The following is a 20,537-nucleotide window of genomic DNA, read 5'->3' on the forward strand; positions in this document are numbered from 1 at the left end:
GTATAAGAAGTATTCTAAAATTTATAATCTGTGAATTAGGAAAATATTGAATGCTCCAGGTCAATATACTTTCTTAATCAAATTCATTTTAGAAGGTGACCTCAATATTTTTAAGTAAATCAACGGGAGAATTGAAAGGCAGGAGAAAGTAACATGTCAGAAAATTATCGTTCTCGAGAGGAACGACGACAAGTTAAAAAGAAAAAACAGCCAGCTTCTAAAACACAAAAACCAAAAGGTAAAACATCATTCTTTCGCAAGTTTTTAATTACTTGTTTATTACTTGGTATTGTTGGTTTAGTGGCGGGGGTTGCTACCTTTTTCGTAATGATTAAGGACGCACCAAAACTGGAAAAAGCAAAACTTGTTAATCCGTTATCCTCAAAAATTTATGATAAAAACGGGGATTTGGTATATGAATATGGAAAAGAAAAAAGGACGAATGTTACGTATGATCAAATACCTAAATTAGTAGAAAATGCATTTTTAGCGACAGAAGATTCACGTTTTTATGAGCATAGCGGAGTAGACTTTAAAGGTACTGCCCGTGCTGTTTTAGTGAGTCTTAAAGGAGATTATGGCTCTCAAGGTGGAAGTACGATAACGCAGCAAGTTATTAAAAACTACTTCTTATCAATGGATAAAACACCAAAGCGTAAGGCGCAAGAAATATATCTAGCTTATAAACTAGAACAACAGTATTCAAAACATGAAATATTAGAGATGTACTTAAATAAAATTAACTTAGGTAATCGTTCATATGGTATCGCAACAGCAGCACAAAACTACTATGGTAAAGAATTGAAGGACTTAACATTACCAGAAGTTGCGATGCTTGCAGGTTTACCGAAAGCACCGAATAACTATGATCCAACGAAAAAAGAAAATGTTCAAAAAGCAACAGAAAGAAGAAATGTTGTTCTAAGTTTAATGAACCGACATGGATATATAACAAAACAGGAAATGGAAGAAGCATCAAAAGTTGACGTAGAAAAGGGGCTTAAGCCTGCAGCTCAACTACAAACAATGCCATACCCTGCATTTATGGATGCAGTTGTGAAAGAAGTAGAAAAAGAATTACCAGATGCTAATATCGGTTCTGACGGTTTAGAAATTTATACAACGTTAGATCCGAAAGCACAGAAACTTGCTGATAATATTTTAAATAATAATATCATTGATTATCCGAACGATAAATTCCAAGGTGCATTCACATTTATGGATACGAAAACAGGAGAAGTTCGTGCTATAGGTAGTGGCCGTGGAGAAAATAAAGCTGTATTTAAAGGGCATAATATGGCAATTGAATTAGATCGTGCAGCTGGTTCAACGATGAAGCCGATTTTCGATTACGCTCCTGCAATTGAATATTTAAAATGGGCTACGTACCATCAAATTGATGACTCTCCATTTAAGTATTCAACGGGTCAAGAAGTTCGAAATGCAGATAGAAGTCATATGGGCCCTATTACAATGCGTGTAGCATTAGAAAAGTCACGAAATATCCCAGCAATTAAGACTGCGAAAGAAGTGGGAATTAATAAATCAAAAGACTTCTCTGAGAAATTAGGAATTACATTTAATGCAGCACCGACTGAATCAACAGCGATTGGTACAAATGAAGTATCACCAACTGAAATAGCGGGCGCTTATGCGGCATTTGGTAATGAGGGTAAATATACGAAACCGCATTTTGTTAAGAAAGTCGTTTATCCAGATGGTAAGTCACAAAGTTTTGGACAAAAACCAAAACAAGTTATGGCAGACTCTACAGCATATATGATTACAGATATGCTTCGTTCTGTAGTTACATCAGGTACTGGTACAGCTGCAAATATAGCATCTTTAGATGTAGCTGGTAAAACGGGTACGACAAACTACTCATCAAAACAATTAGCTCAATATAAAATTCCAGAAAGTGCAACTCGTGATAGTTGGTTTGCTGGATATACACCGCAATATACGATGGCAGTATGGACTGGGTATATGAAAGATGGCAAAGACGAGTATATTAGTAGTAAAAATACGAAAATTGCACAGTTGATTTTTAAAGAAATGATGAGTGAAATGGCTACAGATAAATCACGCTTTAAAATGCCAAGTAGCGTTATTCAAGAAGGTAGTGAGCTACGTATAAAAGGTGAAAAACGTGATTCATCGCCAAATACTAGCGTACCGGATACAACGGAGCAACCAAAACAAGATCAACAGCAAAAAACTGAAGAAGAGAAAAAGCAAGAAGAATTAAAGAAACAAGAAGAACTGAAAAAACAAGAAGAACAAAAGAAACAAGAGGAACTTAAGAAGCAAGAAGAACAAAAGAAACTAGAAGAGCAAAAGAAACAAGAAGAAGAAAAGAAACAAAATGAACAAAATAACGGAAATGGTCAAGGAACGACACCTCCAGCGAATAACGGAGGAGGCCAAGGAACGACACCTCCAGCGAATAACGGAGGAGGCCAAGGAACGACACCTCCAGCAAATAACGGAGGAGGCCAAGGAACGACACCTCCAGCAAATAACGGAGGAGGTCAAGGAACGACACCTCCAGCGAATAATAATGGAGGTCAAGGAACTCCAACCCCACCTGCAACAGTACAACCAAATAATGGTGGAAATGCAGGAGAGGTTCCTGCCAATAATGGACAATAAGAAAAATTTATAGAAAAGTTTTCAAAAAGCACTTAAGATTTGTGGAAATTTACAATCTTAAGTGCTTTTTTCATTTTGCTACAGAAAATGTAATGTTAAGGGCTGGATAGAAGAAAAAGAGTGAATTAACGTAAAGAGAGAAAAGTCTACTTGCAAATGATGGTATGTGTTGGTTATCCTGCAAAGGGACTAACTATGATGAATCATATAAAGTATTAAATAAGTAAAAATTATATTCAAATCTTTAATAAATGTCTTTCTTTAACGGTTACTTTAGTTTGAAAAACAATTAAAAAGTCGAATTTCTTATTTAAGGAATTCGACTTTGTTATGTTGAAACTGGATTAAAGGTTCGCCTTATTAAAATGTAGGGGTAATACAGTGATAGCTATTAAATGTTAAACGTACCATGAAAATTTTGAAAAAAAATTGAAGGGAAATGATAAAAGACTTGAGTCGGAGGTAGTGGAGGATAACTATGGCTATGAATGGGAGTACTACTGGGGTGTGTACCATGATGCCAAAATGATGGGGTAACTTGACCGGGAATTTGATATTGCTGCCAAGTTGCGGGAAGTTCAATTCCTACATCGGAGCTAGCTGTATGAACTGCAGGAACATGTATCCCAGGAGTCGAAGGAACTACGGCAGTTACTCTTAATAATACCCACATAAAATATTCACTCCTAAGTTGTGTTAATAAATTAGTATATTCTTTTCACACGTATAAAGGTACATATATAGGACTTTCGTTTAAAATATGCGTACAAAGTCTTAAGACTAATGTAAGCTGATGGTGGACTATTTAATATGAAAAGATACGTCTATTTGAGGAGGGAAAAGAGATAAAAAAAATATACAATGAGGGTGTTAATCGTAATATTTTACGAGTGTATGGAGGTATTTTTATGGAACGATTATGGACGAAATCATTTATTCAAATGACTTTCGCAATGTTATTTTTATTTACAGGATTTTATTTACTTGTTCCAACGCTCCCGCTCTTTATTAAAGAGATAGGCGGCAATGAATCGCAAGTTGGACTTATGATGGGGATGTTTACAATAGCTGCTGTTGTAATACGACCGATTATTGGAGGAATGTTAGATCAATATGGTAGAAGATCCTTTATTATTTTCGGACTCATCTTTTTTGGCTTAACGATGTACTCCTATAATATAGCATCGACTATTGTCCTTTTAGTTGTTTTACGTGTTATTCACGGAGTAACATGGGCTGTTTCTACAACAGCTGTTGGAACAGCAATAACGGATATTATTCCAGATTCACGCCGCGGTGAAGGTATGGGTTGGTATGGGATGGCGATGACAATTGCAATGGCGATTGGACCTATGATTGGATTATGGGTTGTGCAAAATTATTCATTTGATGGTCTATTTTTATTAGCGACGTTGTTATCTTTTATGGCAGTTGTATTATCATTAATAACGAAGATCCCATTTACGCCACAAAAAGAAAAAGGGAAAATTCAGCTATTTGAGAAATCCGTATTAACAATCACGATTGTAGTATTCTTTTTATCGTTTGCATATGGAGGAATAACAACCTTTTTACCGTTATTTGCATCATCAATTCATGTAAACCCGGGAACTTTCTTTCTTGTATATGCAATTGCATTAACAATTGTAAGACCAATTTCAGGGAAACTATTAGATAAGTATGGAGAAGTATTCATCATACTTCCAGCATTATGTATTACTATTTTAGCTATAGTTGTTTTAACTATCTCAAATGGTTTGATAGGTGTAATTATCGCAGCAACATTATACGGTATTGGATTTGGTTCAGCGCAGCCAGCTTTGCAAGCGGCAATGCTTACAATTGTCGATCCGAGTAAAAGAGGAGTTGCAAATGCTTCATTTTTTACAGCGTTTGATTTAGGAATCGGGTTAGGTGCTATTTTACTTGAAGTTGTTTCACAAATGTTTGGTTATCGTATTTTATTTTCAGGGAGTGCAATTTCAGCATTGATAGCCTTAATTATTTTCGTCTTCTTTGTAAAACAACGATTAGGAAAAAAAGAGTTTGCGTAAACTGGAGGAATAAAGATGAGAATTTCAATTGATCGTAAAGCTCTGCAATGGTTCCAGGAAGAATTACGTATAAAGCACGGTGAATCTGTACGTTTTACTGTAAGGTACGGAGGGGATAGTTCAATTCAGCCCGGATATTCTTTAGGGGTTGTTGCTGAGAAACCCGATGGCGAAATAGTGTCAGTTGAGAAGGAAGGTATTATATTTTTTGTAGATTCTGATGATCTTTGGTATTTTCAAAACTATGATTTATTTGTAAGTTATCATGAGGAAATGGAAGAAATTCAATTTAATTATGTAAAATAATAACTTTATTAAAAATGAATAAGTTTTATATAAAAATTATATTTAAGAGATAGTGAAATAAATATCATATAGTAACGAGCTGTATTTATGTACAGCTCGTTTTTTCTATTTCTCAAATAAAATTAGAATAATTGTATATTTGGCGGTGTTATATGAAAAATCTTTATATCTTGTTTTTGAAAATACGCAAAGAAGTCTATCCTTTCTTTATAAAATATAAGAATTATTTTCAAAAAATTGTATTGTTACAGTAAGAAAAGTGTAGGAAACTTATCATTATAAAATAAATTGAAATCTTCTAAAAACTCTGATACATTGAAATAGAAATGTAGTTTCACAATATTGTAAAGGCTTACAGTTATGTGCACGAAGATCTATTAGGATTGGAGGAAATAATGATGAAAGCTGAAGAGAAATTTTCCCCGGGATTAGATGGTATAGTGGCAGCGGAGACGAAAATCTCGTTTCTTGACACAGTAAAAGGTGAAATTGTAATTCAAGGGTATGACTTAATCGAACTCTCAAAAACAAAAGAGTATTTAGACATTGTGCACCTTTTATTGGAGGAACACCTACCGAATGAAGATGAAAAAGTAACACTTGAAAAGAAATTAAAAGAAGAATATGCAGTACCAGAAGGTGTATTCAACGTACTAAAGGCATTGCCTAAAGAGACGCATCCCATGGATGGATTACGTACAGGTGTGTCAGCGTTAGCTGGTTACGATAATGATATCGAAAACCGCTCGTTAGAAGTGAATAAAAGCCGAGGGTACAAGCTGTTAAGTAAAGTGCCAAACATTGTAGCGAATAGCTATCATATTTTAAATAATGAGGAGCCAATTGAACCTCTTAAAGAATTATCTTATAGTGCGAATTTCTTCTATATGTTAACTGGTAAAAAACCAACTGAACTTGAGGAAAAGATCTTTGATCGTTCCCTTGTTTTATATAGTGAGCATGAAATGCCAAACTCTACATTTACAGCTCGCGTTATTGCATCAACACAATCAGATTTATACGGTGCTTTAACAGGTGCAGTTGCATCTTTAAAAGGAAGTTTACATGGCGGTGCAAATGAAGCGGTTATGTACATGCTTTTAGAAGCTGGTAATGTTGAGAAATTTGAAGAGTTATTACAGAAGAAACTATATAACAAAGAAAAAATTATGGGCTTTGGACACCGTGTTTATATGAAGAAGATGGATCCAAGAGCACTTATGATGAAGGAAGCTTTAAAACAGTTATGTGATGTAAAAGGTGATTATACACTATATGAAATGTGTGAAGCTGGAGAAAAGATTATGGAAAAAGAAAAAGGAATTTATCCAAATCTTGATTATTATGCAGCTCCAGTATATTGGATGTTAGGTATTCCAATTCAACTTTACACACCAATCTTCTTTAGCTCTAGAACAGTGGGGTTATGTGCGCACGTTATTGAGCAACATGCAAATAATCGTTTGTTCCGTCCTCGTGTAAATTATATTGGCGAGCGACATGTACTTAGTAAATAAGAACAACTGGGGAGTTGTTAGCGCCGCCCGCCAGATGGGTGTTTGACCGACACCCATCATTAATAATAACGAATTTTCGACAGAAAGGGAAGAATAGCATGATTAAAACAAATGAAATTAAGCAAAAAGATGCATTATTAGAAGAGATTACCGATTATGTATTAAATAAAGAGGTTACTAGTGCAGAAGCATTCAGTACAGCTCGTTACGTATTACTTGATACACTTGGATGTGGAATTTTAGCACTGCAATATCCAGAATGTACGAAATTACTAGGACCAGTTGTGCCAGGAACAATCGTGCCAAATGGTACACGTGTACCAGGTACGTCTTATGTACTAGATCCAGTAAAAGGTGCATTTAATATTGGATGTATGATCCGTTGGTTAGACTATAACGATACTTGGCTTGCAGCAGAGTGGGGACATCCATCTGATAACCTAGGCGGAATTTTAGCAGTTGCAGATTATATTAGCCGTGTTCGTATTTCAGAAGGAAAAGAAGCTTTAAAAGTACGTGAAGTATTAGAAATGATGATTAAAGCACATGAAATTCAAGGCGTGCTTGCTTTAGAAAACAGCTTAAACAGAGTTGGTCTTGACCATGTATTATATGTAAAAGTAGCAACAACTGCAGTAGTTGCGAAAATGCTTGGCGGAACACGTGAAGAAATCTTTAATGCATTATCACATGCGTGGATTGATAATTCTAGTCTTCGTACATATCGTCATGCTCCAAATACGGGCTCACGTAAATCATGGGCTGCAGGCGACGCAACGAGCCGCGGTGTTCATCTTGCAATGACTGCTCTAAAAGGTGAAATGGGTTATCCAACAGCATTATCTGCGCCAGGATGGGGATTCCAAGATGTATTATTCAATAAACAAGAATTAAAATTAGCAAGACCACTAGAGTCATATGTAATGGAAAATGTATTATTTAAAGTGTCATATCCAGCAGAATTCCATGCACAAACGGCTGCAGAATGTGCAGTGAAGTTGCATCCGGAAATTAAAGAGAGATTAGATGAAATTGACCGTATTACAATTACAACTCATGAATCAGCAATTCGTATTATTGATAAAGAAGGTCCATTAAATAACCCAGCTGATCGTGATCATTGTTTACAATACATTACGGCAATTGGTTTATTAAAAGGAGATATCGTTGCAGACGATTATGAAGATGCAGTAGCAAACGATCCACGTGTAGATGAATTACGTAATAAGATGGTTGTTGTTGAAAACAAACAGTACAGTTTAGATTACCTTGACCCGAACAAGCGCTCAATCGCCAACGCTGTTCAAGTTCACTTTAAAGATGGCACAGTAACAGAAAATGTGGAATGTGAATATCCACTTGGTCACCGCTTCCGTAGAGACGAAGCAATTCCAAAAGTTGTTCAAAAATTCACTGCAAATATGGCAGGTCATTATTCTAGTAAGCAACAAGAACAAATTCATGAAGTTTGTTTAAATGAAGAAAAACTAGAAAATATGAATGTAAACGAATTTGTAGATCTATTCTTAATTTAATAATAGGGGGGAATTTAGAATGGCTTGGGTTGTGAAAAAGCAGTCAACACAAGAGGAGCTTGCGAATCGATTCCGAGCTTTAGTAGAAGCAAATGAAATTTTGCAAATTCCAGGTGCTCATGATGCAATGGCAGCTCTTGTTGCGAAAAATACAGGTTTTTCAGCTCTTTATTTATCAGGAGCTGCTTATACTGCAAGTAAAGGCTTACCAGATTTAGGTATCGTGACGTCTACTGAAGTGGCTGAGAGAGCAAGAGATTTAGTAAGAGCTACAGACTTACCTGTTCTTGTTGACATTGATACAGGATTTGGTGGTGTACTAAATGTGGCGAGAACAGCTGTAGAAATGGTGGAAGCGAAAGTAGCAGCTGTCCAAATTGAAGATCAGCAATTACCAAAAAAATGTGGACATTTAAATGGTAAGAAACTTGTTACTACAGAAGAATTGGTTCAAAAAATTAAAGCGATTAAAGAAGTTGCACCGAGCTTATACATTGTAGCACGTACTGATGCTCGTGGCGTTGAAGGATTAGATGAAGCAATTGAAAGAGCAAATGCATATGTAAAAGCAGGTGCAGACGCAATTTTCCCTGAAGCGCTTCAATCAGAGGAAGAATTCCGTCTATTTAATAGTAAGGTAAATGCACCTTTGCTTGCGAATATGACTGAATTCGGAAAAACTCCATATTATAGTGCAGAGGAATTTGCGAATATGGGTTTCCAAATGGTTATTTATCCTGTAACTTCACTTCGCGTTGCAGCGAAAGCGTATGAAAATGTGTTTGCTTTAATTAAAGAAACAGGTTCTCAAAAAGATGCACTTTCTAATATGCAAACGAGAAGTGAATTATACGAAACAATTTCATATCATGACTTTGAAGAGTTAGATACTGGTATTGCAAAAACAGTATTATCAGAAGATCAATAGATAAAGCAGCGAAGGCGATGAAAATACATCTTTGGCAAAATAAAATGCTTGATGTGAAAAATCATCGCCTTCTATTTTCAAAAAAGATATTCCACTCATCGTAGACGAGCATAAGCAAAAAGCTATGAAAGCCGAATGATAGGGGGATACATATGGAGAAAACGAAGTTACCATGGGATGAATTTTTTTCACTTAATAAAGATATAAATCATACTTACTTTACACCAGAAGATTTTTCAGGTGATGAAGATTTAATCGCAAAAACGACAGAACAATTCGTTAAACAAGAAATTGTTCCACAAATGGAGAATATTGAACAACATAACTATAAAGTTTCTCGTCAATTATTTGAGAAAGCTGGGGAACTTGGATTATTAGGCATTGAGGTACCAGAAGATTATGGCGGGTTCGAGTTAGGAAAGGCTGTCTCAGGTCTTGTAGCAGAGAAAATGGGTTACGCTGGTGCGTTTAGCGTTTCTTTTAATATACACGCTGGTGTCGGTACATTGCCTTACATATATTATGGAACGAAAGAGCAAAAAGAAAAATATTTACCGAAAATCGCATCGGGAGAATGGATTGGGGCTTATGCTTTAACAGAGCCAAATGCTGGTTCGGATGCATTAAGTGCAAAAACAAGCGCCGTATTGAATGAAGAGGGAACAGCTTGGAAGTTAAATGGTGAGAAGCAATGGATTACAAATGCTCATATGGCAGATGTATACGTTGTTTTTGCGAAGACAAATAAAGGAATGACAGCGTTTATTGTCGAAAGAACATGTGAAGGTGTATCTATTGGATTAGAAGAAAAGAAAATGGGGATTAAAGGTTCTTCAACAGCGACTCTTATTTTAGAAGATGTTGTCATCCCTGCTGATAATGTTTTAGGGGAAGTTGGGAAAGGGCATCACGTAGCCCTTAATATTCTTAACTTTGCTAGACTTAAACTTGCTTTTGGAAATATTGGAACAGCAAAACAAGCAATTGGTTTGTCGGTTCAATATGGAAAAGAGCGAAAACAGTTCCAAACGGAATTAGTAGACTTTACGATGATTCAAGAGAAAATTGCAAATATGATCATTGCTACATATGGAGCCGAAAGTGCAGCTTATCGTACAGCAGGTGTAATCGATGAAGCAATTCATGAGAGCGATGAAGATCTTATGAAGAAAATGTCCCAATTTGCAATTGAATGTGCACTGAATAAAGTAAATGCTTCTGAAACACTTGCTTATATCGTAGATGAAGCTGTACAAATTCATGGTGGTTACGGTTATATGCAAGAGTATGAGGTAGAACGATTATATCGTGATGCAAGAATTAGTCGTATTTTTGAAGGAACGAACGAAATTAATAGATTAACAGTTGCTAAAATGTTAATGAAACAAATCGAACAATTAGAAGACACTGAAGTAGAAAGTAATGTAGCAAATGTAGAAAGAAACCATCGTTACATTTTATTAGCGAAAAAATTGTTGAAACAATCTTTGAAAACGCTCTCTAAAACTCCAGGCCTAAAAATTGACCAAGAACAAGAATATTCACGTGTAATTTCAAATATGTTGACGGACGTGTACGTCATGGAATCAGCGTTTTTACGTACGAGAAAAGCGGTACGTAAAAATGGAGAGGAAAAAGAACGTACGAAGCAACTAATAACGGATGTTATTTGTGAAGAAGGATACCGTAAAGTAGAAGAAGCGGCGATTTCTGTACTTTCAGCGGCTGTTACAGAAGAACAAGATAGACATGTGATTTTAGCTGAAATCCGTCAATTATTAGTGCCTTTATACACGAACGTATTTACGAAGAAGAGAGAAATTGCGAAAGCTATTATAAATCGCGGGAAATATATTGTGTAAATAGGAGGAAAGCGATATGAAAAAGATTGGTTTTATCGGTTTAGGTAACATGGGCCTTCCAATGTCAAAAAATCTAGTTAAATCAGGTTACACAGTATATGGCGTGGACTTAAATAAAGAGGCGGAAGCGTCCTTTGAAAAAGAAGGCGGAATTATCGGTCTATCAATCTCAAAACTAGCAGAAACATGTGATGTAGTTTTTACAAGTTTACCTTCACCTCGCGCTGTTGAAGCGGTATATTTTGGAGCTGAAGGATTATTTGAAAATGGTCACTCGAATGTAGTTTTCATTGATACAAGTACGGTATCGCCGCAGTTAAACAAACAGTTAGAGGAAGCTGCAAAGGAAAAGAAAGTAGACTTTTTAGCAGCACCTGTGAGCGGTGGTGTAATCGGAGCCGAAAACCGAACATTAACGTTTATGGTTGGTGGATCAAAAGACGTATATGAGAAAACGGAATCTATCATGGGCGTACTAGGCGCGAACATTTTCCACGTTAGTGAGCAGATTGATAGTGGTACAACTGTTAAGTTAATTAATAACTTATTAATTGGTTTTTATACAGCTGGTGTGAGTGAAGCTTTAACATTAGCGAAAAAGAACAATATGGATTTAGATAAAATGTTTGATATTTTAAATGTAAGTTACGGTCAAAGTAGAATTTATGAACGTAATTATAAAAGTTTTATAGCACCTGAAAACTACGAGCCAGGATTTACTGTGAACTTATTGAAGAAAGATTTAGGATTTGCAGTTGACTTAGCTAAGGAAAGCGAACTCCATTTACCGGTAAGCGAAATGTTACTAAACGTATATGACGAAGCGAGTCAAGCTGGATATGGTGAAAACGATATGGCTGCTTTATATAAGAAAGTTAGCGAGCAATTAATTTCTAATCAAAAATAAATTATACAAAGGAGAGAATACAATGATTACAACTGAAATTAAACGAGTAAAAAATCACATTAACGGTGAGTGGGTTGAATCGACAGGTACGGAAGTAGAAGCAGTTCCAAATCCAGCGACTGGAAAAATTATCGCTTACGTTCCACTATCTCCAAAAGAAGATGTTGAAAAAGCTGTTGAAGCGGCAAAAGCAGCATTCGAAACATGGTCTAAAGTACCAGTTCCAAATCGTTCAAGAAATTTATATAAATATTTACAGCTATTACAAGAAAACAAAGATGAGCTTGCAAAAATCATTACGCTAGAAAATGGTAAGACGCTAACGGATGCAACAGGTGAAGTACAGCGTGGTATTGAAGCGGTAGAACTTGCAACATCTACGCCAAATTTAATGATGGGTCAAGCACTTCCGAATATCGCTAGCGGAATTGATGGATCGATTTGGCGCTACCCAATCGGAGTTGTTGCTGGTATTACACCGTTTAACTTCCCGATGATGATTCCGTTATGGATGTTCCCACTTGCTATTGCTTGCGGTAATACATTCGTATTAAAAACATCTGAAAGAACGCCACTTTTAGCGGAGCGACTTGTAGAATTATTCTATGAAGCAGGTTTCCCAAAAGGCGTATTAAATTTAGTGCAAGGCGGAAAAGATGTTGTAAATAGTATTTTAGAAAATAAAGATATTCAGGCTGTTTCGTTCGTTGGCTCTGAGCCGGTAGCTCGTTACGTATATGAAACAGGTACGAAACACGGAAAACGTGTACAAGCGTTAGCAGGTGCGAAAAACCATGCGATTGTAATGCCAGATTGCAATCTTGAGAAAACAGTACAAGGTGTAATTGGATCTGCATTTGCAAGTAGTGGAGAGCGCTGCATGGCATGCTCAGTAGTAGCAGTAGTGGATGAAATTGCTGATGAATTCATTGATGTATTAGTAGCAGAAACGAAAAAATTAAAAGTAGGCGATGGCTTTAATGAAGATAACTATGTTGGACCATTAATCCGTGAATCTCATAAAGAGCGCGTTTTAGGCTATATTAATAGCGGTGTAGCAGATGGGGCAACTTTATTAGTAGATGGCCGTAAAATTAATGAAGAAGTTGGAGAAGGTTACTTTGTAGGTGCGACAATCTTTGATGGCGTGAATCAAGAAATGAAAATTTGGCAAGATGAAATTTTTGCTCCAGTATTAAGTATTGTACGTGTTAAAGATTTAGAAGAAGGTATTAAACTAACAAATCAATCTAAATTTGCAAATGGTGCGGTTATTTATACGTCAAATGGTAAACATGCACAAACATTCCGTGATAACATCGATGCTGGTATGATTGGTGTAAACGTAAACGTTCCAGCACCAATGGCATTCTTCGCATTTGCAGGAAATAAAGCTTCATTCTTTGGTGATTTAGGTACAAATGGTACAGATGGCGTTCAATTCTATACACGTAAAAAAGTTGTAACTGAGCGCTGGTTTTAATATAGAGTAAACAACCAAATCAGTTATTTGATGAAAACCACCACTATTAATAGTGGTGGTTTTCGTCTTGTTAATTATTTTTTTCAAAAGCTAGTTTAATACCAAATCCAATTAGGACGACTCCTGTTAGCCCTTGAATATAACGTTGCGTCTTCGGTTTTTTCATAAAAGCACTAATTTTATCAATTAAAAATATATAAAATGCAAACCAAATGACTGTTAAAACGAGGTAAGTAAGGCCCATTACAAGAAGTTGAATAAATGTATTATGATTTGGATTTAAAAATTGTGGTAAAAAAGTTAAAAAGAAGACTGCTACTTTAGGATTTAATAAATTTGTAAGAAATCCTTGGCGAAAGCAAGAAGTATGTTCGTTTTCATTATTCAAAGATAGATCATTTGTATCTAAGTTTTCTTTGTTTCTTACTGCTAAAAGGGCTTTAATACCGATATATATTAAATAGAGAGCCCCAACGTACTTGAAAATAGAAAATAAAAGAGCTGACTTTACAATAAGTGCAGAAAGACCAATTACAGCAGCTAAAGTATGAATTAATAGTGCAATACATGTACCAAACACTGTTTTCACTCCACCGACTTTACCAGCAACCAATGTATTTTTCGTAGCCATTGCTGTATCTGGACCAGGTAAAATGATAAGGCAAATAGACATAATGATGAAAAGAAGATAATTTTCTATCATAGCCGCCCCTCCTTTTTATTTTTAGAATATTTGATTAAAATCAGTGTAGCACAAAAATGGATTTAATAAAATTAAATTTTGTTAAAAATAATTAAATAAAAAAGGCTATATAGTAGCTGTAATTACACTACTATATAGCTTCGATTTTATCCCGCTATTTGCGGGTAGTAAGATTTTCACCGCACAAGATTTAGCTGAAGCAAAGAAGTTAGGTAGGGGATGAACAAAACATCCCCTCATGACAATTTCATTTTATGCATTAAGTAAGTTAAAGAAACGATTCACATCTTCTTCTGAAACGTCACTTAACTGTTTATATTTATAATTCGGATTTTGATCTTTATCAACGACAACGGAGCGTACTCCTTCGAAGAAATCTTCATGTCTCATGAAATTTTTAGCAAGTATTAGGTCCGTAGCGAAACATTCTTCAACGGATTTATTTTTTCCATCAATAAACTGTTTTAATGTTACTTTTAGTGAAATAGGGGATTTTGATAACAGTGTTTCTTTCGTTTTTAGAGCAAAGGAACTTTCATCTTTCTCCAATGAATGGATGATTTCTTCAATTGTATCGAAAGCAAAATGTGAATTGATTACTTCTAATGAAGGAGCGAGCTCGCTTTCTAAGTTTGGAGCAGTTGCAAATGTACGAATAACTTCTTTTAAATTAGTATGTACATCATCTTCTTTATACCAATTTACACTTTCAAGTTCAGTAAGAAACTTTGGTAATGAATCAGATGTCATAAAGTAATCAGCAGCATTAATAAATAATACGTCAGAAGCTTTTAAAATAGATGCTGTTAAAGCAACGAATCGTCCTGTATATCCAGGCGCTTTATTTAAGAAATATGCAGCTCCCACGTCTGGGAAGAAGCCGATATTCATCTCTGGCATTGCCCATTTCGTACGCTCAGTTACAATGCGATACTTCGCACCATTTGTAAGACCGACACCACCGCCCATTACAATTCCATCTAAACAAGCAATAATCGGTTTTGTATATTGATAAATATATGTATCAATTTCATACTCTTCTTCAAAAAAACGTTCTGCATGTTGCAATGCCACTTCATTGGAACGCGCTTCATAAAGAGTTTTAATGTCGCCGCCTGCACAAAAACCTTTTGTGCCAGCTCCTTTTAACACGATAAGTGCAATACGCTCATCGTGTTCCCACTCTTTAAGTTTTTGTCCGATAGGTTGTAACATGTCATAAGATAAAGAATTAAGTGCTTTTGGACGGTTTAAAGTAATTGTCGCAACGCCGTTTTCACTAACAGAAAATAAAACTTGTTCAGTCATAATGCATCCTCCCTTACATATCTTCTTATTCTTAATTCTTGATATGTACTGAAATGTCCTTTATAAATTTTGTCAAAAGTTGACGGTAAATATTAATTTGGTCACCGCATATTTTGACGAGTTATCTTTGCAGGATTTCAGAGACTGAGGGGGAATATTACAACATTACTGTAAGTGTAATTATTTGAAGTTATAATGATAAAAGCGCTATTATATAGGTGTGAATTGTTCATTATCAATTCTAAAAGAGTGTTTGAAGAAAAAATAAATCGTACAATTGTAATAAAAAATTTTACACTGAATTAGAAATAGAGAAAGGAGAAATCGGAATGCCAGGACCTTTACTATTGTCGGTTATTATTTTGTCTTTTTTAATGATAGGAATAACGCAGTATTTTCATCATACAGATACGACAGAAGAAGTGAAGGATAAAGTACGTCTCGTATTTCCGATTTTTATAATATCTATTTCATTCTGTATTTTATTAAATAAAGATGGGTACATTGTCGCAGTGTTCTCATTTTTCGTCGCAATCGTTTTAATTACCGTTTTATATTATGTAATGAAAGACTTTATACAAAAATAAAGATGTCATAATAGGCATTTTTATTTTGGAGAAAATATAAAATTTCACATACCGTATTTTATATAAAATACATGAAGTATATAACAATAGAAAAGTGTGTACTTTGCTGTGTATGTACTTGTCAATCTTGCATAGCCACTATACTATTAAAATGTAGAGATTATAAAAAGGGGTTGTATCTATCATGAAATTTGAGATGCACACAAAAATTATTTCAAATGAAAAAGAAGTAAGATTACATATTGAAGAAAATATATTTCAATTAATATTGGATGGCTATCACTTATTTACAGTTCAAGAAATATTGCCTTTATATAAATCAAATGAAGAAAGAATTGGAAGTGCAACGATATTGAAGCTAGAGTGGGAGAACGGAAAAACTACAATAAACTATCAACTCGTTTCACTAAAATCAGTAAATTAAAAGGAGTAGAAAAATATGAAGTTATTTCATACAGCGGATTGGCATTTAGGTAAGCTTGTTCATGGCGTGTATATGACTGAAGACCAAAAGATTGTATTAGATCAGTTTGTACAGGCTGTTGAAGAAGAAAAACCAGATGCTGTAATTATTGCAGGGGATTTATATGATCGAGCAATTCCACCTACAGAAGCAGTAGACTTATTAAATGATGTGCTGCAAAAAATAGTTATTGATTTGCAAACACCAGTTATTGCGGTAGCTGGTAATCATGATAGTCCGGATCGTATCCATTTTGGAAGTAGTTTAATGAAAAAACAAGGATTACATATTGCAGGTCAATTTCAATTCCCGTATGAACCTGTTGTACTAAATGATGAACATGGAGAGGTTCACTTCCATCTAATACCGTATGCAGATCCAAGCATAGTGAGGCACGTGTTGAAAAATGAAGACGTACGTTCTCATGATGATGCGATGCGCATTTTTATGAATGAGCTCTCTGAAACGATGGATAAAGAAGCTAGACATGTATTTGTTGGACATGCATTTGTAACTTCTTCAGGAGAAGCGGAGGAGAATACAAGTGATGCAGAACGACCACTTTCAATTGGTGGTGCTGAATATGTAAATAGTCATTATTTTGATAAGTTTCATTACACAGCGCTTGGACATTTACATCAAGCGCATTTCGTACGTAATGAGACGATTCGATATTCAGGTTCACCACTTGCCTATTCAATTTCTGAAGAGAAACATAAAAAAGGTTATTACATTGTAGAACTGAATGAAACTGGTGAAGTAGCAATTGAAAAAAGATTACTTTCACCACGTCGTAAAATGCGAACAGTAGAAGCGAAAATAGATGAATTATTACAGCACCCAGTAAGTGAAGATTACGTATTTGTAAAATTATTAGACGAAAACCCTGTCTTACAGCCGATGGAGAAAATACGATCTGTATATCCAAATGCAATGCACGTTGAAAGAGCGATGCAAAGGCGAGAACTCACAGATACAAATGAAGTAACTGTTTCAAGACATAAAACGGATGATTTATCTCTTTTAAAGGCTTTCTATAAAGAAATGAAAGGGTTAGATTTATCAGAAGAGAAAGAACGCCTATTTATAGATGTATTACAAACAGTGCAAGAACGGGAAGGTGAACGAGGATGAGACCGATTCAGCTTATTATGACAGCATTCGGGCCATATAAACAGAAAGAAGTAATCGATTTTGAAGATCTTGGAGAACATCGTATTTTCGCTATTTCTGGGAATACAGGAGCTGGAAAAACAACGATTTTTGATGCGATTTGTTATGTGTTATATGGTGAGGCTAGTGGAGAAGAACGTAGTGATACGAGCATGCTTCGAAGTCAATTTGCTGATGATAATGTTTATACAAGTGTTGAATTAACCTTTCAGTTAAAAGGGAAACGCTATGAAATAAAACGACAACTTGGACATAAAAAACAAGGGAATAAGACCATTACAGGACATGCAGTAGAATTATATGAAGTTATTGATGGAGAAAACGTTCCAGCCGTCGATCGTTTTCATGTAACAGACGTAAACAAAAAAGTGGAAGATTTAATTGGGTTAAGTAAACATCAATTTAGCCAAATTGTTATGTTACCCCAAGGGGAATTCCGAAAACTATTAACATCTGAGACGGAAAACAAAGAAGAGATTTTACGTCGTATTTTTAAAACGGATCGTTATAAATTAATGCGTGAGTTACTTGATCAAAAGAGAAAACAATGGAAAGATGTCTTGCAAGAAAAACAAAAAGAGAGAGAGCTCTATTTCCGTAATGTTTTTAAATTACCAATCCGTGATGGAGCATTATTAGAGACATTAGTGGCACAAGAACATGTAAATACGCATCAAGTAGTAGAAGCGTTAGAACAAGAAACAACCGTGTATAAAGCAGAGGTTGAGCAATTACAAGTAGAACAAGATGTTCAAACGAAGCAATTAAAGGATGCAGAAACACGTTTTCATGCAGCAAAATCTATAAATGAGAAATTTATAGATTTACAACAAAAGAATGAGAAATATAACACTTTACAAGAGAACCGTGCAGCAATTGAAAGGAAAGAAAAATCCTTTAAACGTGCGGAACAAGCAAAGCGCTTATTACCATTTGAACAATGGTATGAAGAAGCGATGGAAAATGAGCAGAAAGTTGAAAGTTTGTTAAAACAGATAATTGTCAAACAAGAACAGATAATGAACAGCTTTGAACTTGCTAAGGAGAAGTATGAAGTAGTAAAGAATAAAGAAGCTGAACGAGAAGAGGCTAAAAAACTTGTTCAAAGATTAGAAGAGTTACAAGCAATCATTGAATCATTAGCTGAGAGAAAGCTGAATTTACAAAATGCCGAAATTCAAATAGGGAAATTAAAAGAAAGTATGCAAAAGTTAGATCAACAACTAGAAGAGCATACAAACCAAAAACAGAGAATGTCTGATGAATTGCAGCAATTAGAACAAGCACTTGAGCAATATGTAGCTAAAGTAGAAGAACTAACGAATATGCGAGAAGATGCAAAAGTTTTAAAGCAAGCATATGATGTTTGGCAAGAAAAACAAAAATTCGAGCAAGAAAAAGAAGCGGCAACTAATAAAATGCAAGTGGCAGTTCGTGCATATGAAAACATGGAGCGCCGCTGGTTAAGTGAACAAGCTGGTATATTAGCTCTTCATTTACATGACGGTGAATCTTGTCCGGTATGTGGTAGTACGAATCATCCACAAAAAGCTACAGAGCAAAGTAATGCGATCGATGAAAAAGAGTTAAACGATTTAAGAGATAAGAAGAACATTGCTGAAAAATTACATGTGCAAGTAGAGGAGAAATGGAATTTCTATCGACTACAATATGAACAAGTGATAGAAGAAGTTGTGAAGCGCGGCTACAATTCGGAAAAATTAGCTGAAACATATAGTGCACTTGTTCAAAAAGGAAAACAATTAGCTGCAGACGTGAATACGTTAAAAGCAAGTGAAGAAACACGTAAGCAGATTGCTGCGAACATGAAAAGCGTAGAAGAAAAAATAGAAGAACTTCAGAAACAAAAACGAGAAATGGAAACAATGCAGCACCGTACAGAAATGGAGTGTATGCAACTTCGTACGTCATATGAACATGATAAACGAAATATTCCAGAAAGCTTACAAACAGTACAAGCTTGGAAAGTACAGTTTGACCAAGCTATGCAGGAACTTAGGTTACTGGAGGACGAATGGAAGAAAGTGCAGGAAGCGTATCAGCATTGGCAAAATGAAAATATACGTATTCAAGCTGAACAAAAAGGTGCTTCTAATCAATTTGAAAGTGCAAAATTAAAGAAAGAAGAGACTTTCGCACGCTTTATGAAAGAGCTAGAACAAAGTGGGTTTACAGATCAATTCACGTATAAAGAAGCCAAATTAAGCGATGCCGAGATGGAGATGTTACAAAAAGAAATTCAAGGTTATTATTCATCGCTTGAAGTGCTTGCAAAACAAATCGAAGAGTTAAACTCAGAATTAAAAGATAAAGAGTATATGGATATTACATCTTTAGGTGAACACATAAAAGAACTAGAAATTAATCTCGATATCATTAAAGAAAAACGTCAACGTGCGCAAAATGCGGTAACATATATTTCTGATTTACATGAAAACATTAGACGTATTGACGAACAAATTCACGAGGAAGAAAAAGCCTTCCAAGAACTTGTTGATTTATATGAAGTAATGAAAGGTGATAACGAAAGTCGTATATCATTTGAACGTTACATCTTAATTGAGTATCTGGAACAAATTGTTCAAATCGCAAACGAACGATTACGTAAATTATCAAATGGACAATTTTATTTAAAACGAAGTGAACGAGTTGAAAAAAGAAACCGCCAAAGTGGATTAGGCTTAGATGTGTACGATGCATACACTGGCCAAACGCGCGATGTAAAAACATTATCTGGCGGAGAGAAATTTAACGCATCACTTTGCTTAGCGCTAGGAATGGCAGATGTAATTCAAGCATATGAAGGTGGTATTTCCATCGAAACGATGTTCATCGATGAAGGGTTCGGTTCATTAGATGAAGAATCATTAACGAAAGCAGTAGATGCCTTAATTGACCTACAAAAATCAGGCCGATTTATCGGTGTCATTTCACACGTACAAGAGCTGAAAAACGCAATGCCAGCTGTATTAGAAGTAACGAAGCAGAAAGATGGATGTAGTCAGACTAGGTTTGTGGTGAAGTAAGCTTAGAGAATG

General features: G+C 35.3%; 16 protein-coding genes. 13 read left to right on the forward strand and 3 right to left on the reverse strand.

Going from position 1 to position 20,537, the window contains the following annotated elements:
* The first annotated feature begins 153 nt into the window (after window positions 1–153).
* Window positions 154–2,652, forward strand: coding sequence for a transglycosylase domain-containing protein (locus tag MR143_RS14560; protein ID WP_001293948.1), 2,499 nt, complete (start codon window positions 154–156; stop codon window positions 2,650–2,652).
* A gap of 391 nt (window positions 2,653–3,043) precedes the next feature.
* On the opposite strand, the gene MR143_RS14565 is transcribed toward MR143_RS14560, so the two are convergent.
* Window positions 3,044–3,325, reverse strand: coding sequence for a hypothetical protein (locus MR143_RS14565; protein WP_000270088.1), 282 nt, complete (start codon window positions 3,323–3,325; stop codon window positions 3,044–3,046).
* Between the two features lie 235 nt (window positions 3,326–3,560).
* Here MR143_RS14565 and MR143_RS14570 point away from each other — a divergent pair, with 235 nt between their 5' ends.
* The 8 genes from MR143_RS14570 (at window position 3,561) to MR143_RS14605 (ending at window position 13,244) form a co-directional block, all read left to right on the forward strand.
* Window positions 3,561–4,706 (forward strand): MFS transporter, encoded by a 1,146-nt coding sequence (locus tag MR143_RS14570; protein ID WP_242280810.1) that lies wholly within the window; start codon window positions 3,561–3,563, stop codon window positions 4,704–4,706.
* Window positions 4,707–4,721: 15 nt separating this feature from the next.
* Window positions 4,722–5,012 (forward strand): HesB/YadR/YfhF family protein, encoded by a 291-nt coding sequence (locus MR143_RS14575; RefSeq protein WP_001222842.1) that lies wholly within the window; start codon window positions 4,722–4,724, stop codon window positions 5,010–5,012.
* A 395-nt stretch (window positions 5,013–5,407) separates the two neighbouring features.
* The gene (gene mmgD, locus MR143_RS14580) at window positions 5,408–6,529 is read left to right on the forward strand and encodes a citrate synthase (protein WP_002041090.1); all 1,122 of its coding nucleotides are present in this window, start codon (window positions 5,408–5,410) and stop codon (window positions 6,527–6,529) included.
* Between the two features lie 98 nt (window positions 6,530–6,627).
* The gene (gene prpD, locus MR143_RS14585) at window positions 6,628–8,064 is read left to right on the forward strand and encodes a 2-methylcitrate dehydratase (RefSeq protein WP_000598123.1); all 1,437 of its coding nucleotides are present in this window, start codon (window positions 6,628–6,630) and stop codon (window positions 8,062–8,064) included.
* Window positions 8,065–8,083: 19 nt separating this feature from the next.
* The gene (gene prpB / locus MR143_RS14590; RefSeq protein ID WP_000312639.1) at window positions 8,084–8,992 is read left to right on the forward strand and encodes a methylisocitrate lyase; all 909 of its coding nucleotides are present in this window, start codon (window positions 8,084–8,086) and stop codon (window positions 8,990–8,992) included.
* Between the two features lie 152 nt (window positions 8,993–9,144).
* Complete coding sequence (locus tag MR143_RS14595) at window positions 9,145–10,854, forward strand: acyl-CoA dehydrogenase family protein (protein WP_000415987.1); 1,710 nt, start codon at window positions 9,145–9,147, stop codon at window positions 10,852–10,854.
* Window positions 10,855–10,870: 16 nt separating this feature from the next.
* Complete coding sequence (locus MR143_RS14600; RefSeq protein ID WP_000719409.1) at window positions 10,871–11,761, forward strand: NAD(P)-dependent oxidoreductase; 891 nt, start codon at window positions 10,871–10,873, stop codon at window positions 11,759–11,761.
* A 22-nt stretch (window positions 11,762–11,783) separates the two neighbouring features.
* The gene (locus MR143_RS14605) at window positions 11,784–13,244 is read left to right on the forward strand and encodes a CoA-acylating methylmalonate-semialdehyde dehydrogenase (RefSeq protein ID WP_000633344.1); all 1,461 of its coding nucleotides are present in this window, start codon (window positions 11,784–11,786) and stop codon (window positions 13,242–13,244) included.
* Between the two features lie 70 nt (window positions 13,245–13,314).
* Here MR143_RS14605 and MR143_RS14610 read toward each other — a convergent pair whose 3' ends face one another.
* Complete coding sequence (locus MR143_RS14610; protein WP_000572360.1) at window positions 13,315–13,947, reverse strand: LysE family translocator; 633 nt, start codon at window positions 13,945–13,947, stop codon at window positions 13,315–13,317.
* A gap of 252 nt (window positions 13,948–14,199) precedes the next feature.
* Window positions 14,200–15,255 carry an enoyl-CoA hydratase/isomerase family protein gene (locus tag MR143_RS14615; RefSeq protein ID WP_000139783.1) on the reverse strand — a complete coding sequence of 352 codons (1,056 nt, stop codon included), beginning with the start codon at window positions 15,253–15,255 and terminating at the stop codon, window positions 14,200–14,202.
* Window positions 15,256–15,584: 329 nt separating this feature from the next.
* Here MR143_RS14615 and MR143_RS14620 point away from each other — a divergent pair, with 329 nt between their 5' ends.
* The 4 genes from MR143_RS14620 to MR143_RS14635 all read left to right on the forward strand — a co-directional run bounded on the left by MR143_RS14620 (window position 15,585) and on the right by MR143_RS14635 (window position 20,525).
* Window positions 15,585–15,842 (forward strand): hypothetical protein, encoded by a 258-nt coding sequence (locus tag MR143_RS14620; RefSeq protein WP_001119404.1) that lies wholly within the window; start codon window positions 15,585–15,587, stop codon window positions 15,840–15,842.
* A gap of 184 nt (window positions 15,843–16,026) precedes the next feature.
* Window positions 16,027–16,266 (forward strand): DUF2584 family protein, encoded by a 240-nt coding sequence (locus MR143_RS14625; protein WP_000667346.1) that lies wholly within the window; start codon window positions 16,027–16,029, stop codon window positions 16,264–16,266.
* 15 nt (window positions 16,267–16,281) lie between these two features.
* Window positions 16,282–17,439, forward strand: a complete 1,158-nt coding sequence (locus MR143_RS14630; protein ID WP_000765144.1) for an exonuclease SbcCD subunit D — start codon at window positions 16,282–16,284, stop codon at window positions 17,437–17,439.
* The gene (locus MR143_RS14635; RefSeq protein WP_001247460.1) at window positions 17,436–20,525 is read left to right on the forward strand and encodes an AAA family ATPase; all 3,090 of its coding nucleotides are present in this window, start codon (window positions 17,436–17,438) and stop codon (window positions 20,523–20,525) included. Before MR143_RS14630 ends, MR143_RS14635 begins: the two co-directional genes overlap by 4 nt.
* Window positions 20,526–20,537: the final 12 nt, after the last annotated feature.

Source organism: Bacillus cereus group sp. BfR-BA-01347 (assembly GCF_022663835.1).
Taxonomy (GTDB): Bacteria; Bacillota; Bacilli; order Bacillales; family Bacillaceae_G; genus Bacillus_A; species Bacillus_A thuringiensis_K.

Excerpts from the sequence above, each read along its gene's own strand:
- MR143_RS14560 (WP_001293948.1), top strand. The coding sequence starts at position 154 with ATGTCAGAAAATTATCGTTCTCGAGAGGAACGACGACAAGTTAAAAAG.
- MR143_RS14565 (WP_000270088.1), bottom strand. The coding sequence starts at position 3,325 with ATGTGGGTATTATTAAGAGTAACTGCCGTAGTTCCTTCGACTCCTGGG.
- MR143_RS14570 (WP_242280810.1), top strand. The coding sequence starts at position 3,561 with ATGGAACGATTATGGACGAAATCATTTATTCAAATGACTTTCGCAATG.
- MR143_RS14575 (WP_001222842.1), top strand. The coding sequence starts at position 4,722 with ATGAGAATTTCAATTGATCGTAAAGCTCTGCAATGGTTCCAGGAAGAA.
- mmgD (WP_002041090.1), top strand. The coding sequence starts at position 5,408 with ATGATGAAAGCTGAAGAGAAATTTTCCCCGGGATTAGATGGTATAGTG.
- prpD (WP_000598123.1), top strand. The coding sequence starts at position 6,628 with ATGATTAAAACAAATGAAATTAAGCAAAAAGATGCATTATTAGAAGAG.
- prpB (WP_000312639.1), top strand. The coding sequence starts at position 8,084 with ATGGCTTGGGTTGTGAAAAAGCAGTCAACACAAGAGGAGCTTGCGAAT.
- MR143_RS14595 (WP_000415987.1), top strand. The coding sequence starts at position 9,145 with ATGGAGAAAACGAAGTTACCATGGGATGAATTTTTTTCACTTAATAAA.
- MR143_RS14600 (WP_000719409.1), top strand. The coding sequence starts at position 10,871 with ATGAAAAAGATTGGTTTTATCGGTTTAGGTAACATGGGCCTTCCAATG.
- MR143_RS14605 (WP_000633344.1), top strand. The coding sequence starts at position 11,784 with ATGATTACAACTGAAATTAAACGAGTAAAAAATCACATTAACGGTGAG.
- MR143_RS14610 (WP_000572360.1), bottom strand. The coding sequence starts at position 13,947 with ATGATAGAAAATTATCTTCTTTTCATCATTATGTCTATTTGCCTTATC.
- MR143_RS14615 (WP_000139783.1), bottom strand. The coding sequence starts at position 15,255 with ATGACTGAACAAGTTTTATTTTCTGTTAGTGAAAACGGCGTTGCGACA.
- MR143_RS14620 (WP_001119404.1), top strand. The coding sequence starts at position 15,585 with ATGCCAGGACCTTTACTATTGTCGGTTATTATTTTGTCTTTTTTAATG.
- MR143_RS14625 (WP_000667346.1), top strand. The coding sequence starts at position 16,027 with ATGAAATTTGAGATGCACACAAAAATTATTTCAAATGAAAAAGAAGTA.
- MR143_RS14630 (WP_000765144.1), top strand. The coding sequence starts at position 16,282 with ATGAAGTTATTTCATACAGCGGATTGGCATTTAGGTAAGCTTGTTCAT.
- MR143_RS14635 (WP_001247460.1), top strand. The coding sequence starts at position 17,436 with ATGAGACCGATTCAGCTTATTATGACAGCATTCGGGCCATATAAACAG.